General features: G+C 32.7%; 17 protein-coding genes. 15 read left to right on the top strand and 2 right to left on the bottom strand.

The features are described 5' to 3' along the window. Positions 1-306 precede the first annotated feature (306 nt). From OR571_RS16735 to OR571_RS16775, 9 genes are all read left to right on the top strand, one after another. Positions 307-1,473 carry an MFS transporter gene (locus OR571_RS16735; RefSeq protein ID WP_282244394.1) on the top strand — a complete coding sequence of 389 codons (1,167 nt, stop codon included), beginning with the start codon at positions 307-309 and terminating at the stop codon, positions 1,471-1,473. A gap of 675 nt (positions 1,474-2,148) precedes the next feature. Then, positions 2,149-2,964 (top strand): undecaprenyl-diphosphate phosphatase, encoded by an 816-nt coding sequence (locus tag OR571_RS16740; protein WP_282244396.1) that lies wholly within the window; start codon positions 2,149-2,151, stop codon positions 2,962-2,964. Between the two features lie 1,468 nt (positions 2,965-4,432). Continuing rightward, entirely contained in the window at positions 4,433-4,657 is a 225-nt protein-coding gene (locus OR571_RS16745; RefSeq protein ID WP_282244398.1) for a hypothetical protein, read from the top strand. A gap of 338 nt (positions 4,658-4,995) precedes the next feature. Further along, positions 4,996-5,346: a group-specific protein gene (locus OR571_RS16750; RefSeq protein ID WP_348775056.1), complete on the top strand. Its 351-nt coding sequence runs from the start codon at positions 4,996-4,998 to the stop codon at positions 5,344-5,346. 234 nt (positions 5,347-5,580) lie between these two features. Next, positions 5,581-5,973, top strand: a complete 393-nt coding sequence (locus OR571_RS16755) for a MarR family winged helix-turn-helix transcriptional regulator (RefSeq protein ID WP_282244400.1) — start codon at positions 5,581-5,583, stop codon at positions 5,971-5,973. Then, positions 5,970-6,323, top strand: a complete 354-nt coding sequence (locus tag OR571_RS16760) for a DUF3147 family protein (RefSeq protein ID WP_282244402.1) — start codon at positions 5,970-5,972, stop codon at positions 6,321-6,323. The genes OR571_RS16755 and OR571_RS16760 overlap by 4 nt, the downstream gene beginning before the upstream one ends. A gap of 191 nt (positions 6,324-6,514) precedes the next feature. Continuing rightward, positions 6,515-6,877 carry a hypothetical protein gene (locus tag OR571_RS16765; RefSeq protein ID WP_282244404.1) on the top strand — a complete coding sequence of 121 codons (363 nt, stop codon included), beginning with the start codon at positions 6,515-6,517 and terminating at the stop codon, positions 6,875-6,877. A gap of 138 nt (positions 6,878-7,015) precedes the next feature. After that, positions 7,016-7,369, top strand: a complete 354-nt coding sequence (locus tag OR571_RS16770; RefSeq protein WP_282244406.1) for a hypothetical protein — start codon at positions 7,016-7,018, stop codon at positions 7,367-7,369. A 158-nt stretch (positions 7,370-7,527) separates the two neighbouring features. Then, entirely contained in the window at positions 7,528-8,397 is an 870-nt protein-coding gene (locus tag OR571_RS16775; RefSeq protein ID WP_282244408.1) for a PhzF family phenazine biosynthesis protein, read from the top strand. 371 nt (positions 8,398-8,768) lie between these two features. On the opposite strand, the gene OR571_RS16780 is transcribed toward OR571_RS16775, so the two are convergent. Both OR571_RS16780 and OR571_RS16785 read right to left on the bottom strand, forming a co-directional pair. Continuing rightward, positions 8,769-9,440: an SOS response-associated peptidase gene (locus tag OR571_RS16780; RefSeq protein WP_282244410.1), complete on the bottom strand. Its 672-nt coding sequence runs from the start codon at positions 9,438-9,440 to the stop codon at positions 8,769-8,771. 102 nt (positions 9,441-9,542) lie between these two features. Continuing rightward, positions 9,543-9,713: a hypothetical protein gene (locus tag OR571_RS16785; protein ID WP_282244412.1), complete on the bottom strand. Its 171-nt coding sequence runs from the start codon at positions 9,711-9,713 to the stop codon at positions 9,543-9,545. Positions 9,714-10,092: 379 nt separating this feature from the next. Here OR571_RS16785 and pdxR point away from each other — a divergent pair, with 379 nt between their 5' ends. The 6 genes from pdxR (at position 10,093) to OR571_RS16815 (ending at position 15,455) form a co-directional block, all read left to right on the top strand. Then, positions 10,093-11,523 carry a MocR-like pyridoxine biosynthesis transcription factor PdxR gene (pdxR, locus tag OR571_RS16790; protein WP_282244414.1) on the top strand — a complete coding sequence of 477 codons (1,431 nt, stop codon included), beginning with the start codon at positions 10,093-10,095 and terminating at the stop codon, positions 11,521-11,523. A 352-nt stretch (positions 11,524-11,875) separates the two neighbouring features. Next, complete coding sequence (locus tag OR571_RS16795; RefSeq protein WP_282244416.1) at positions 11,876-12,310, top strand: YfmQ family protein; 435 nt, start codon at positions 11,876-11,878, stop codon at positions 12,308-12,310. Between the two features lie 936 nt (positions 12,311-13,246). Next, positions 13,247-13,684 carry a hypothetical protein gene (locus OR571_RS16800; protein ID WP_282244418.1) on the top strand — a complete coding sequence of 146 codons (438 nt, stop codon included), beginning with the start codon at positions 13,247-13,249 and terminating at the stop codon, positions 13,682-13,684. A gap of 198 nt (positions 13,685-13,882) precedes the next feature. Beyond that, on the top strand, positions 13,883-14,323 hold the full coding sequence (locus OR571_RS16805) for a YybH family protein (RefSeq protein ID WP_282244420.1): 441 nt from the start codon (positions 13,883-13,885) through the stop codon (positions 14,321-14,323). Positions 14,324-14,905: 582 nt separating this feature from the next. Next, positions 14,906-15,046, top strand: coding sequence for a hypothetical protein (locus OR571_RS16810; protein ID WP_282244422.1), 141 nt, complete (start codon positions 14,906-14,908; stop codon positions 15,044-15,046). A 67-nt stretch (positions 15,047-15,113) separates the two neighbouring features. Next, positions 15,114-15,455, top strand: coding sequence for a GNAT family N-acetyltransferase (locus OR571_RS16815; protein WP_282244424.1), 342 nt, complete (start codon positions 15,114-15,116; stop codon positions 15,453-15,455). Positions 15,456-15,536: the final 81 nt, after the last annotated feature.

A 15,536-nucleotide genomic window follows, 5' to 3' on the forward strand; every position in this document is an offset into this window, starting at 1 on the left:
CATTTCGATTAAATATTAAGCAGTAACTAGACGCCGGTTTTTAGATGGTGTCTTTTTTGCGTATAAAAGAGAAGAATTGTGTTGTATGTGTGTATTCAGCCTGTTGCGGGATGAATTCATGAAATAGTGGAAAAAGAACAGATAAGGAACTACCAAATAACGAAAAAACTGTTGCAATAATTTGAGTGGTACCAGAAGTTTAGAAAGGGTGAGACAATTGGTTAAAAAACTTAGACAATATAGAAAGGTTTCAGTGTTCAATACGCTTCTAATTTAGAAAAATAATTAGAAGCGAGGAATAATAATATGAAAAAACAAAAAATCTTTAATGAATCTTTTCTATTTTTATTTATAAGTAACTTTTTAGTATTTATAGGGTTTGAAATGTTGCTGCCTATTTTACCAGCCTATTTGTTAAGTATCGATGCATCTCCCGTTCAAGTTGGTCTAATGACAACATTATTTACACTAGGTGCTGTTCTAATCAGACCTTTTGTAGGATACTATTTAATTGATAACCAACGGAAAAGTCTTGCCATTGTTGCAAGTATAGCTTTAATGATTATTACATTGCTCTATCCGATTCTTAATATTATTTGGCTTTTGCTATTGTTACGACTTTTCCATGGGGTAGCATGGGGAGTCTCAACTACAGCTAATAGTACAATTGTAGTCGATTTAATTCCTAAGTCACGGCTAGGAGAAGGTATAGGGTATTTTTCTATTTCAACAACGGTCGGGGCAATCATTGCCCCGAGTATAGGTATCCTTATCTATGACTCTTTTTCTTTCAATATTTTAATTTGGTCATCAGTAGTGCTTAGTCTATTAGCAGTAATTGTACTTAGTTTTGTATATTCACCTACTCCTGATAAACAGGAGAGGCAACCATTTAAATATATTGGAGCGATTTTTGAAAAAGACGCATGGTTCCCAGCGTTACTGACGGTTATTACAACACTAGGTTTTGGAGCGATTATTACCTTTTTAGTTCTTTTTGGAAAGCAAAAGGGATTGGATCATATTTTTCTGTTTTTCCTTATCAATGCGACTGTCTCTACTTTACTACGTCCGTTTACAGGAAAATGGTATGACAAAAAAGGACCTTGGTCTATCATCATTGTGTCAGCAATTCTAGGTTTTTTGTCACTTGTGTTGCTGTCTTATACGACAAACAATCTTTATCTTATAATTGCAGCGATTTTATTTGGCGCAGGATATGGAACTGTTATGCCATGTTTACAAACATGGACGGTTCAAAAGGTAAGTGAAGAAAAAAGTGGTGCTGCCAACGCAACCTTTCTTTCTAGTTTTGACGTTGGTGTTGGAGTTAGCGCATTTATTTTAGGGATCTTAGCTGAATGGATTAGTTTAGAGATGATCTTCAGGGTTATTAGTCTAAGTTTTATTTTTGTTGCAGTTTTAGTCTATAAGGATTTTTCAAATGAAAAGAAAAGGTCTGTAAACATATAAAATCGATTTACCAACAAATCCACTTCTAGTTAATAGAGGTGGATTTGTTGTTTATACTTTACTTAATTTACATAATTTTGTGAATATTTACGGTACCCATATAGAAAAAGTTATAATTTTCTTTAATGGTTTTGGAAGTAGGGGTTGTCACATAAAATGACGATGATAATTAATGGGGTTATATTCAATTATGATATTATCAGTAAGCAAAAAAAAGTAGTTTTTCACTACACCCCAGATATAAAGGCTTAATTTGAAAGTAATCCTATAGAAGGTGATGGAAATTATTTGTAATAACTAGTGATATCAATTATTTTCCGAAATATGTAAAGCAACTTATTACTTTGGAAGCGTAACTCTTTTTCTTCACCTAACGGGTGCTTTAATTAAACAAGGCCTTCATCTCGATGGTCTTTTTTTTCTATAACATTACGTAGATCTCAGAAATCCATTGTGAAATGCCACACTTATACTAACGCGAAAGTTTAGTTGAAGAAGAAATAGAATGGTTTTCATTCCTCCTAAAGACTTAAGTGACTAAAATGTAACATAAGTCCATCATATTGTTAGATTAATCGATGGTTTTTCTGGTTTCAGTTTAATATATTTAAAGTATTAGAAATATTACATCCGGTAGGTGTTGATCTAAGAATAAGGATTTATAGGGAGGTAAAAATGGGAGAAATAGAGATTGCTTTAATAGTAAAAATGATAATAATTGGGCTAGTCCAAGGATTTACAGAACCAATTCCTGTGTCATCTAGTGGGCACGTAATGATTGCAAGTGAAATCTTGGGGTTAGGTGAACAAGGATTTACTTTTGCTATACTAACAAATACAGCTTCACTATTTGCGATACTTTTTATATATAGAAAAGATATCGCAAGACTTGCAGTGAATTCAATTCTTTATTTGAAAACGAAAAATCTTCGTTATAAGAGTGACTTTCGTTTTGTTTTCTTTATCATCATTGGTACTATTCCAGCAGGGGTTCTTGGGATATTATTGAGTGATTATTTAGCGGAAAGCGTTAGCATGAAAACGATTGCGCTGATGCTCTTTGTAACAGGGATTGCCTTGTGGTTAATTCGTAATCTTAAAGGTAATAAAGACGAGAGTGATATTACAATTAAGGATGCTTTCCTCGTGGGATTAGGGCAGGCTGTCGCATTAACACCAGGGATTAGTCGGTCAGGTGCAACAATTATTTCAGCAGTTGCTGTTGGAATGAAACAAGATACGGCACTTCGATTTTCATTTATGTTGTATATTCCCGTGAGCCTCGGAGGAGTTATACTAGGTCTTTCTGATTTTCTAAATGAACCGAATAAAGCAGACTTGGCAATTCCATATTTAGCTGCATTTATTGCAACACTATTAATGACCTATTTTGCAATGAAGTGGTTTATGGGAATTATGAAAAATGGGAAGCTGGTTTATTTTACATATTATTGTTTCATAGTAGGAGCATTACTTCTAATTTTCTTCTAACGTGGTACTTACTTCAAGAAGGAGTAAAGCCTCTTTCCTTATTCAACTAAGGGGCAGTTTAGTTGAATAAGAGAAGCCGAGATAGGAATTTCGTATTTGAAAAAAAGTTGAACCAAGAGGTGATTTTTTGTTTCTAGTTCCTATTATAATCGTAATACTGTTCATAATGATTTAAGCGAAGATAAGTAAAAAGGGATTTATTAAGAGTAGTTTTATAATAGCTCTTCTTTTTACGTTTATAATAATAGCTTTTTTCAAACATCCAACCTATTAGTAATGATGTCATTAGTCTGTGTAAGTCTATGGTTAATGTTTATCGGGGCATTTGCAATAGGTTAATAAATATACAATGACAGTATTTTGGATTGTGGAGATTTCATCACCTTTACTGAATATACAAAAGAAGGGGTTTAGTTTAATAAGGGATATTAATCAATTATAAATTAGGACATAACTACCTATCTGGAAAAAAGAAAATCCAACAATCTTTTTTGAAAAGAGTCTTGAGTTATTTTACACGCGTAAATTCAAAATAACCTTCAGAATTGGTAACGATAAGTTGACATAAAGTGAACCTTAAATCAGTGGGGGTATTACTGCCAGTTAATGTGGGATAAAGAACCCCATTGAAATCGCTACGTCGCTAGGGAAGCCCCTCACCATAAGCCAAGCAGCTTCACTGCTGGTCTGATGAACTTGGCTACCCCTGTTAAGGCTCCTGCACTTAGTTCGTTTAGATATTCATTTTTATATAGATAGTAGTCAATTACCTATTCAAAACTAAGAAAAGATCTCTAGCGCGTGTGAGTACGCACTAGAGATCTTTTTGATTAGAAATATCGAAAATTAAGTGCGAGGTACCCGCGTTCTAACACTAGTGTTGCTGGAATTGGAGATATCGACTTGAGTCTTTCGAGATTAAGTTGTTCTCAGATATGCATTGTGAAATGTTACACATAAACTAAAGCCGCAGTTTTTCTTTGTTTTTATACAGGGTATCTTATAGAACTAACGTGTGCTTTAGCAGAACAAGGCTGTCTTAGTCAGCCTATATTTTTATTAATAATACTCTTTCATTTATTGCTGTTTTTTAAGTTTAATATAAATGAATATTTGTGAATGACCGGTCTTGACGCAGGTGCATTATATGTTCGAGCTATTATAGTGGAATGTGAGCAACAGGTTATGATATCTAACCAAACGAAATAAAGAACGATGCCTCGACAAGCTAAATTAGAATACTAAACCTTTACATAACAATTGACTATGATTATTTAATTTATATCAACATATAGAAAGATATTCTGGTTTCAGACTAGAACTTTTTACCAATATACATCCTTACCCCAATCTACTAGAATGCATAAGATAGTTTTTAGAAGATTCTTAATATTGCTGCTGATGCTAAACCAATGAATATGACGTATTACACAAAGCTATATTCTAATTTTGAAAAATCACCTTTAATATGAAGGAAGGATTTTTCTATACAAGTAATGGTAGTAATATTGATGTTTACAATTACAAATCTATGGAGAGAGAAAAGCGTTATGCCATGAGCGGGGACATCCAAAACATATTTTATCAAGATGGAAAACTATTTGTTGTTCCGATCGAAGAATTATTTTCTACTAAACTATCAACATACGCAATAAAAGCGTATAACGTTAAGGGAAATGAACTTATACAGTAATTGGAAGTTTTCTTGTAAGGTCTGAGTTTGGATTTACGGAAAAACAATAAATATCACAAAGAATAAGGTTACCAATCGGATAATGATTGGTAACCTTATTTTTATCAGTCTAACGGAAACTAAAAACGTATATGAAGAACTTTTATTGGAGGATTTCAACTGGGTAAAAAAGGGATTTGTAAATGAAAAATAGCTATGTACATAGTTTCACGCAGTTTTTGAACTAACGGGTTTTTTACTTCAAGAAGGAGTAAGCTTTTTTTCTTATTGAACTTATAAAGTAGTTTAGTTGAATATGGGTTAGGAAGATATATGATAATAAAAAGGAGAGAAATATTATGAAATTTTATATTGCATCTAGCTTAAAAAATATAGAACAGGTTAGATATGTTAGTAAAAGGTTAAAAAATAAAGGATTTATTCATACATATGACTGGACTATAAATGATAATGTAACAACATTGGAAGAACTGAAGGTGATAGGTCGAAAGGAGAAAAATGCTGTAATAGAAGCGGATTTTGTTGTTGTTTTATTACCAGCAGGAAAAGGAAGCCATATTGAATTAGGTATTGCTATGGGAAATGACAAAAAAATTTATCTTTACTCACCGAACAATGAGGTTGATAACATTGAAACAACCAGTACGTTTTATCATTACCTGAAATCGAAAAGTGTTATGGAACAATAGATGAGTTAGTAGATATTATAGATTTAAAATCAAAAGGGTTTTTAAGCTAGCGGTTGCTACTTCAAGAAGGAGTAAAGCCTTTTTCTTATTGAAGTAAAGCAGCAGGTTAGTTCAATAAGAAGTCTGTTTGTATCTTCACCATCGTAGTTCCTGTAATTGCAAAATTTCAATCCCATTGCTTTTATATCGTAAAATACGATATAATCTGTGATAACGATATAAAAGAGGTGTAATATGGAACTTAATAAATACTTTACAGATATATATTATTATCTACATCCAACACATGAACTGACAATCTCGCATCAAAGTATACGAATTCTACAAATCGTTCAGAAAGAAGAAACGGTGACTGTAAGTTTCTTGTCAGAAGCATTAAAAATCTCCCATAATACAGCATCAGAGCATGTTAAGAAGCTTGCGAACAATGGATGGATCGTTAAGCAACGTACTGAAGAAGATCAACGAAAAGTTTTTTTGAAGTTAACAGCAGAAGGATTAGAAGTTGCAAGACAAAACACAGAATTAGATGAATTAAAATTACATGCAGCTTTGAATAAGCTAAGTGACAAGGAAAAGATTACAGTCTTAAAAGCTTTTCGTTTACTGAGTGAGGCAGCAAAATGATGGTTTGGATTAAACTCTTTACGTCTGCTTTAATCATTGCATTTGTTACGGAACTAGCCAGAAGATTTCCTTTATACGGTGGAATTATAGCTGCACTACCGTTAATAAGTCTCCTTAGTATTTTTTGGTTAACTGTTCAAGGAGAAACAGTTAACCAAATTCAAACTTTTACTATAGGTGTGATTATCGGATTACCAGCAACAATTGTTATGTTACTAGCAGTATATATCATGTTGAAAAATTCTTTTCCTTTTCTTGTGGCACTTTTTGTGGGAGTTATTTCATGGGGGCTATGTTTAGGGCTTCAAAAAATAATTCTTGATATGTTCTCGACTAAAAAAATACTCTAGTTTTCTTATTTCACTAACAGGTGCTTTACTTCAAGAAAGAGTAAAGCTTTTTTCTTATTGAACTAACGCAGTAGATTAGTTGAAGAATGAACAAGCAAGTATTGTAAAATAATGTGAGGAACGTTATGTATAATAAAGGCTCATAAAGGAAGTTGTTTAATAAATAGCTAAGACTTAGGAGATATGTTAATTTGCCTTATATTCACGAGTTTGGAATAGTTGGATGTATTGAAAAAGAAAAAGAGTATGTAGGTTATGAACCTGAAAAATATAATTGCATAGGTATAGATGGTGACCTTTTTGATGAACTTATGTCTAAGGATTTTGGTAAAAAAATGCATCTCTTAGAAACATTCGCACATAACACAAATAGACCTTATAAAAGCCTCGCCTATTTTGGAATAACATTGATACCACCGAGTTCTCATAAACAATTTTTAAATATGGTTAGTGAAGCAAACGACGAGTACAAATTAGAAGAACTTGAAGAATTGCTGAAAAAAATAGCTGAAGCAATAAAAGAAGATAGATGGTTGATTCATTATGGCGTTTAATTTCTTCAATACATACACGTAAGCCTAAGAGGTGATTGGTCAATTAGAGCAATCGCTTCTTAGGCAAACGGAGCAGGTTCGTGAAAGAAGGACCTTCTAACAATTATAAAGAAGTAACAATTAAAGGTGGTAGAATTAGTGAAAAATGATCTTGATGGTGAAAACATTATTCGTACTGCCTTGATGACTTCTGTTGTTATAATCTTAGAGTTAATACGAGTTTTAATCATAATGGCTATTGTGGTTGGCATTTTGGGTTATTTTGGAGAAGTATATGTAAAAATTGGAACTGATATAGACAGATATAGTTGGATGACTTATATCGCTTTTCCTATTCTGATTTTTGTACTATATAGAAATAAATTGCAATTTAGCGGATGGAATAAAGGAAAAGGTATAGAAATACTACCGAAATTAGTTTCTCAAATACTTATTTTCACTTCAATTAGTCAGTTATTCTTACCGCCAGTTCTGAGTTTCTTTTACAGCTAATGTGGGGGCAGACATAGCTGAAAAGGAAATAGATGAAAATATCTTTGAGGTAGCTTCTGTATATGTAGATGTTTTTACACAAGCATCAACAGTCGGTGAAACACAAAGTGCCATAAGGGCAAATATAAAATCGATATACAATTTGGAGGAATCATATTATGAAGTTAAAAGTTTATACATTAAATTCATTTGCAAAATCCATTGAGGGAGGGAACCCTGCCGGAGTGGTACTTAGTGCTGATTATCTAACAGATGAGGATATGAAAAAAATAGCAGGTATCATCGGTTTTAGTGAGACTGCTTTTGTCATGAAGTCAGAACTTGCTGACTTCAAGGTTAGATTCTTTACACCTAATGAAGAGGTTGATCTTTGTGGACATGCAACGATAGCAGCGTTCTATACACTTTCAAGCCAAGGATATATTAAACCAGGAAAATATTCTCAAGAGACAAAGGCTGGAATTTTATATGTGGAAGTAATGGAAGACCTATCAATTATGATGGATCAAAATGCTCCAAGCTATTATGAAATAATAGACAAGGAGGAAATTGCAGATTCCTTAAATATTACTATAGATGAAATGTTGGAGGATCTACCAGTGCAAATTGTATCTACTGGCCTTAGGGATATACTTGTACCGATTAGAAACTTAGATATATTAAATTCAATAAAGCCAGATTTTGAAAAAGTAACAAATATCAGCAGTAAATATAATACCATTGGTTATCATATTTTTACACTTGAAACACTAAAGGGTTCAAATGCTCACTGTAGAAATTTGGCACCTTTATATGGAATTCCAGAAGAATCTGCAACTGGTACATCCAATGGTGCCCTTTCTTGTTATCTATATAAATATGGTAAAATCAAACCTGAACATGATATTAATATATCTGTTGAGCAAGGTTACTCTATGAAAAAACCTTCTGAAATAATTATAGCCTTAACGACTCAAGGGAAAGAAATTATTGAGGTAAAGGTGGGCGGAAAAGCATTGAATTTGTCTGAAACAGAGGTTGAAATATAATTGTAGAATATAAATATCTAATAAAATGAAATAATAAGATAGCCGGATTAGATGTTATGTTACATCTAATATGGCTGTTTTTTTCTTAATTAAATATCCTTGGTAAAATGTTGGCTATTATTATAGCCAATTATATTTTAAGCATAAATTCGGGCTACATAAAGGCAACCCACTTTATTAAAGGGGGGCGATGAAAATAATTATACTTTTTTCAGGGAAGTTGAAGAGCTGTTCATTTAACAAGCAACTTAAGTAGACCAGCAATGGTTTGAGCAATTAATAAAAAAGTAAGGAAAAAATAAACTCGGAAAATGATTCTCCAAGTTTATTTTTCTATACCAAATCAATCATTAATTATTAAACAGCCTAATTTATAGGCTGTTTAATAATCCTTCGTGATTGTTCTTCGGTGAATTTACTTCGCTAGAAACAGCATAAGTCTCCATAACGGATGCATCATACGGGACTAATAACCTTTTCAACCTTTCTTGTTCTTGTAGCTCCGTACTTAACCAAACCTTTTCATCTTCAGGTCTTAGTATCACAGGCATTCGGTCATGTATATCGGATACTAAGGAGTTTGCTTCCGTTGTCAGTATTGTACAGGAATGAATGGTTTTTCCCTCTGGAGATTTCCATGACTCCCATAAACCTGCAACCGCAAAAACTTCATCTGACTTCAACTTTATTCGCATGGGTATCTTACTAGAATCATGTTTTTTCCATTCGAAGAAGGAATCCATTGGTATTAAGCACCTTCTTTTTGTAAAAGCATTGCGGAAACTTGGCTTTTGTTCCACTGTTTCCGAACGTGCATTAATCATTTTGTAGGAGACTTTTTCATCCTTTGCCCATCCGGGTATTAACCCCCACCTTAATTTTACTAACCGATTCTTTTTACCGTCATTAATAATAGAGACTACTTGTTGTGAGGGTGCTATATTATAGCTGGGTATGAATAAGTCCTCTTCCATCGAATATTCAACATCGAATCGTTCAAGCAATGATTCAAAATCTGTAAAAAGTGTATATCTTCCACACACAACTATCACCTGCTTTTTTCTTTCTCAATGGTATACATTAGAGATCGCAATTGTAGTAATGATACGTGATTTGTTAATCTGTATGGATACTATTATGGGAGATTATTTACTTTCATATTCTTTTATTATTTCTTGTAATTCTTTTTTGGTTTGATTGGTCACTTCTATATTGTATCTCTTTGCTTGCATTAGCTGATGTTTGTCTGGTGATTGGTTAAAACTTCCATTTGTTGGGCGTATCCGATATGCTCCTTGTTCTTCTACTCTTCTCATCGCATCCTTTTCATCAGTTACTCCTATTCACTAGCGATGACTCTGGCACCTGCTTCTGCGTATTTCCGTTTCAAAGCCCATGAATTTGTTCATCTCTGGAGTAAAACCAGAATTTATTTAATATTAGTTGCTGTAATTTTGAAGAACAATAAAATACAAAATATGTTCAAAAATTCTTCTACTTCGAAAAGGTTTAATTTAGGAATAAGCATTGATGATAAAAAGGGTTTCAAGTTTGAAAAGATTACGAAAAGAAGTTTAAATGTATAAGTGGATGGCTAAAATAACGAATTATTGGATGGTTACTTGTAAAAGTAATTACACTAGAATTTGATTGTTTAGGATGAGCTACTAATAAAATTTAAAAGGACTGTTACATATGGATTGGAAACCAGATCGAAAAGCAAAAAAGGCTATATATAAACAACTTGCTGAGTATATTGAAAATAGAATAGCAGACGGTACATTTCCACCAGATAAACAACTACCATCTGAAAGGCATTTAGCGAAGGAACTGGACTTAAACAGAAGCACCATAGTTGCTGCTTATGACGAGTTGGAGTCTAATGGACTCATTGAAAGAACTAGAGGAAGTGGGACTACCATTAGTAAAGATATATGGGGTATTGCAAAGAAACGTATTCCGAGCTGGAATAGGTATATCGAAGCAGGATCTTTTTTGCCTAATCTACCTGTTACGCAAAGAATAAGAAATGAAACGGTAGATCATAAATTAATTAATTTAGCTAGCGGAGAATTGTCGGAAGACCTATTTCCCATGAATTTTTTAAGAGAAATTACTTCGACTCGTTCCTTCATTGGAAGCTTAGGATATGATCACCCGCAGGGTAGCGCTATCTTAAGAAATACCCTGACAAAACATGTAAATAAGTATCGAGAAATTGAAACCAATCCTTCTTCAATCCTGATTACATCTGGGGCACAACAAGCCTTACACTTAGTCGTTCAGTGTTTGTTAAAGCCTGGAGATGCAGTTGCGATAGAAGACCCTTCTTATAATTATAATCTTCAAATTTTTCGGTCAGCATGCTTAAAGGTATATTATTTGCCTGTCGATAAAGATGGCATCAATCCCGATAATTTACTGTCATTATATAAAAAGCATCGAATTAGAATGATATTTTTAAATCCTACTTATCAAAATCCTACAGGTTCTTTCTTAAATGAAAAACAACGTAAAGCTATTTTAAATATATCGTCAGAACTTGGAATTCCTGTAGTAGAAGACGATCCTTATAGCTTAACATCTTTTACTGGAGATAAAATCCCTACACTGAAATCAATGGATGCTCACGGGAATGTATTATATATTAGCTCTTTGTCAAAAATTGTTGCTTCAGGGTTAAGAATTGGCTGGATTATAGGACCAAAATCCGTGATAGAAAGATTATCTGATGCAAAACAACAAATAGACTTCGGCCATTCAAGCTTTACACAATGGATTGCTAATGATTTTATGGAATCTGAAAATTTCCAGTATCATACTAAAAAATTGATAAAGGAATTAGTAAAACGGAGAAATCAAATTGTTGCAAGTCTTAATTTTTATTTAAAGGATCAGGTGGAGTTTTCTATTCCACTGGGCGGCATTCATATATGGTGCAAGATTAAAAAAGACTATAATGAAGTGCAATTACTAGAGGAATCTATTAAAAGGGGTGTAATTTATGTTCCTGGTTCAACAATGGGATCTAAAAAAGGGTTTGTCCGATTTACTTTTGCTAGAGAAGATGAAGAATCAATCGACAAAGGAATTAAACGATTTGCAGAAGCACTTCATTTTCTTTAAATAACTATGTTTATCTTGGAATCTTCTTAAGAATCATGATCCTCATGATTCTTTTTTTATGGTAAATGGATGGTCAATAATTAGTTGGATTGGATGGTCACAAAAATATTGAAAGACTTTATGATGGAGAAGTGAATAATCAAACAACCATATAGGCTAATGAATAAGGTTTTTCAATTATATACTTATAAATAGGTACTATTGGAATAGGTAATGTATATGAGGGGTTTGTGTGATTCCACAGAGGACAATATAGTTTTAAAAGAAAAGATTTTGCTATATTCTTTTCTACTAAAACTCCAAAAAAGTGTAAACAGAAATTCTCCAAGGAGTTGATATATATATGACATCGATGACTATTTTAATTATAGTAATTAGTACAATTTTAAAGATGTTAATGAGTCCGCCGAGTGCGGTTGTAGGATGGGTTGTAAGTAAATTTGAACTTCATCCAAAGCTTGATTCAAAAGATGTTACTGTAACATTTAACGGAAAGGAATTAGAAGAGATAGAAAAAAATATATTTACTGACTATTTTAATGAAGCTCTATTTCTCGAAAGAAAACAGATATTTCCAGGTAATGAAGAAAACTTCCTAAATCCAGAGACGGATGTGATACCGTTTGTCATCAACGTAAAAAGTAAAAACAAAGAAATGAATTTCTTTATTTATAGTGACGAAGATCAATTTGATGTGATTAAGCAGTGGAAGAAGAAAGTTGCGTATTATACACTTAGTTCTGAGTCTCTAAAAAAGTTTGCTATATCAAATAGTATAAATGTATAGAGAAAAAACGCAGGATAGCTGCTTTCCTATGTAATAGGAAAGTTGCCGAAAGAACTTTTGATATTGGTTTAGGAATGAGTCTAGGTTTAACTGGATTGAACGAATTCAACGAATTTGTTCATCAAGATTATTGCCGGATTGTTAATTAAGGAACAAGTGCCCTCTATTTAGCGGGCACTTGTTTTAATTGAAGAAAATGTTAATTAGAATATGAGATTGAGTTATTTCTAACACAATTGATGCAAAAGATTTTCGGTGTAAAAAGGAAACATCCAAGGTATTATTGAAATTGTTGTAATACCTGATGACAGGATTGAATATATATTGACTCACTAAAATGGATATCATATGAAAACCCTTGCGTTGACCTTCTAAAGTAGAAGGAACGATACGTGTGGTATGGGGGGCGGTCTGAAACTCAGCAGTACGATTGGAGATGACGACTCTTTAAAATAAAATCTCTGATGATCCCTACTATCTCTTGACTTAATAAATGTTGACCAATATAGATACGCCGAGGAAAGACATCTATTTTATGTCTGGGAAGTTAGTTATTAGAGAAAACAATACCGACAGAAAGTGCTTCTTAGTCTGTTCAAATTTTCGGAGATGTTCTAGTACGTTAAAAGATATTAGTATACTAGTTAATCCTATTAAATGTTCTTCTTGTGGTGGATATATGGTAAAAAGAAAAGGACCATATGGAGAGTTTTAAGGTTGTACCAATTATCCAATTTGTAAGAATTCCTATGATATTAATTAGGAAAAGAATAAAAACCATGTAGTACAAAAAGGACTACAACTAACGAGGCTTTAGTTAAAGATCATGGGTTCTTAGGCAACTCTTTTTTATTATTGAACTAACGTCGCAGGTTAGTTCATCAAGGTATTAGAACAAATAACAATCCTATATTTTAAAGCAGTGGGAGGATTAGAATGAAAAGATGCCTATGGATATTAATTTTTATATTTTTTATAACTGGATGCCAATCAAAAGAAAATAAAGATTTGAAACCACCCCATCCGACTATAACAGTTAATAATCAAGAAATTTCTTATGTAATGGGGACATATTCTTGGTCGGAAAATGGAGAAGTAGTTAATGCTGACTCGGCATCCCCTGCTGAACTTGTAGAAAAGGTGAAGGTGCATGAAGTTCCAAGAGGGAAAACAATTTCAATTAACTTTGAATACAAAGCTTCTTCAATCGAAATTGGTATTTGGGAAAACAATGGCGTGGATTTTAAAAGATCTAATAACCATGAATTTACAATACCAGAGGAAGAAGGCGAATTCATTTTTGTCATTCACGCAAGTTGGGATCAAGGTGATGGAATTTATGCTTTCCGAATTAAAACTATTACTAACTACTAGGCTCTCTTAAGTTAAAAAATAAGATTGTGAAAGTCTGTCTGAACTTAAACTAACGGGTGCTTTACTTCAATAAGTGGTATAGTTTTTTCTTATTAAACTAACAAAGGAGGTTTATTGAAGAAGGAAAAAAAGTTTGAGTATAGAATTCATCTATAGTAACATTCTTACATTTCTGAAAATAGTAAAGGGGATGCACTTATGACGGAGGTTTTTTTCAAAGTTCAAGACGTATTTGAAAATTACAAAACTGCGGTTTATGAAAAAGATGTTGAAAAATTCTTATCCATGTATGCTCCTGAATTGCATATTTATGATTGTTGGGGGAGGTGGGATATTATAGGAATTTCTTCGTGGAAGGAAAGTGTAGTAGAGTGGTTTAATGGATTGAACGAGGATGGTGTTTTACTTAAAGTTTACTTTAATGACCTAGTAGTTGAAGAAAATTCATTTCTCGCATTTGTACATTGTGCTGTGACATTTGCTGCTCATCAAGAAGATTCTGGAGAAGAACTTCGTCAAATGACAAATCGGTTCACATATGGTTTAAAAAATGTGAATGAATCTTGGGTCATAGCTCATGAGCATTCGTCATTGCCTATAAATATGGAAACTGGTAAGGGAATTTTTAACTTGAAGTAGAAAATAAAATATTTTGATTGGAGATAAAGGGATTGATTGCTGCTGTAATTCCTTTATTCTTAAGCTAACGGGTGCTTTATTAAAGATCATCGGGGTTGCTTATGCAACTCTTTTTTACTGGATTAACGTGGCAGATTAGTTGGGCAAGTACGTAGGAAAATGTACGTAAAACTGGAACTTATTCGTCTTACGAACGTATAAAAGTATAATCGCCAGGATTGTTTGGAGGGGTTTTGTTGCGTTATGATTACATTAGTCAGTTCTTTATAAGTTTATCGATTTGGTGGGGTTTCCTACTTATTTTCCAAAGATTGAACAACCGCTATCCACAAAATAACACTTGGAAAAAAGATACTTTGTTAACTTTGATTCAAAGTATAGTGATATTACTTATTTTGTTCCCTATTTTATCTTACTTTGTGAAATCATCTTAGATAACTTTATTAACTTAGGTGTAAGTGCTTGTTCAACTAAAGCAGCAGTATAGTGGAAGAAGATAAATGCTATTATTCAATGTTTCTCAAAAAAGATTAATAAAGTATTATTAACTAAACACTAAATCTAAACAAATAGAATAATGGCATGAATGGAATGACAGAATGTTTTATATTCGGAAACACGAACGAAGAAGAGATTGAGTATAAAAGGGTTTTATTAGTGACTGTTGGAAAGAAGTTAAGAAAAAAGTGTGGGTATGCGAAGATGATGATTATTGTGGTATGAGATGTTTGGAAAAAAAAACTAAAAGATGCAGTTTTGGAAGAAGAAATAGTAAAATGAGGTGGGTCCATTGATAAAAATAATTGATATAAGTAATCGTAAAAACGCTGAAGATGTTTTAAACATTCAAATACCATCATATAAGGTAGAGGCAGAAATAATCGGTTCATATGAAATACCACCATTAAAGGATACAGTTTATACTTTGCAACATTGCGGAGAAACTTTCTTTGCTTATTATGAAAATGAAGAATTATGCGGAGCAATATCTATAAAAGTAGAGGATGTTGTTGATATACATAGGTTAATCGTACATCCAAACCATTTTAGAAAAGGAATTGCACAGTTGCTTTTAAATTTCATTGAAACTAAGTTCCAGGTTGAAACAATAAAAGTAGCGACAGGTTCATAAAAATATTCCAGCAGTTTAGTTTTTATAAAAAGAATGGATTTCGAAATATGAAAGAGGTCATTGTAAATGAACAACTATCCT

The organism is Psychrobacillus sp. NEAU-3TGS (assembly GCF_029955155.1).
In the GTDB taxonomy this organism is placed as follows: Bacteria; Bacillota; Bacilli; order Bacillales_A; family Planococcaceae; genus Psychrobacillus.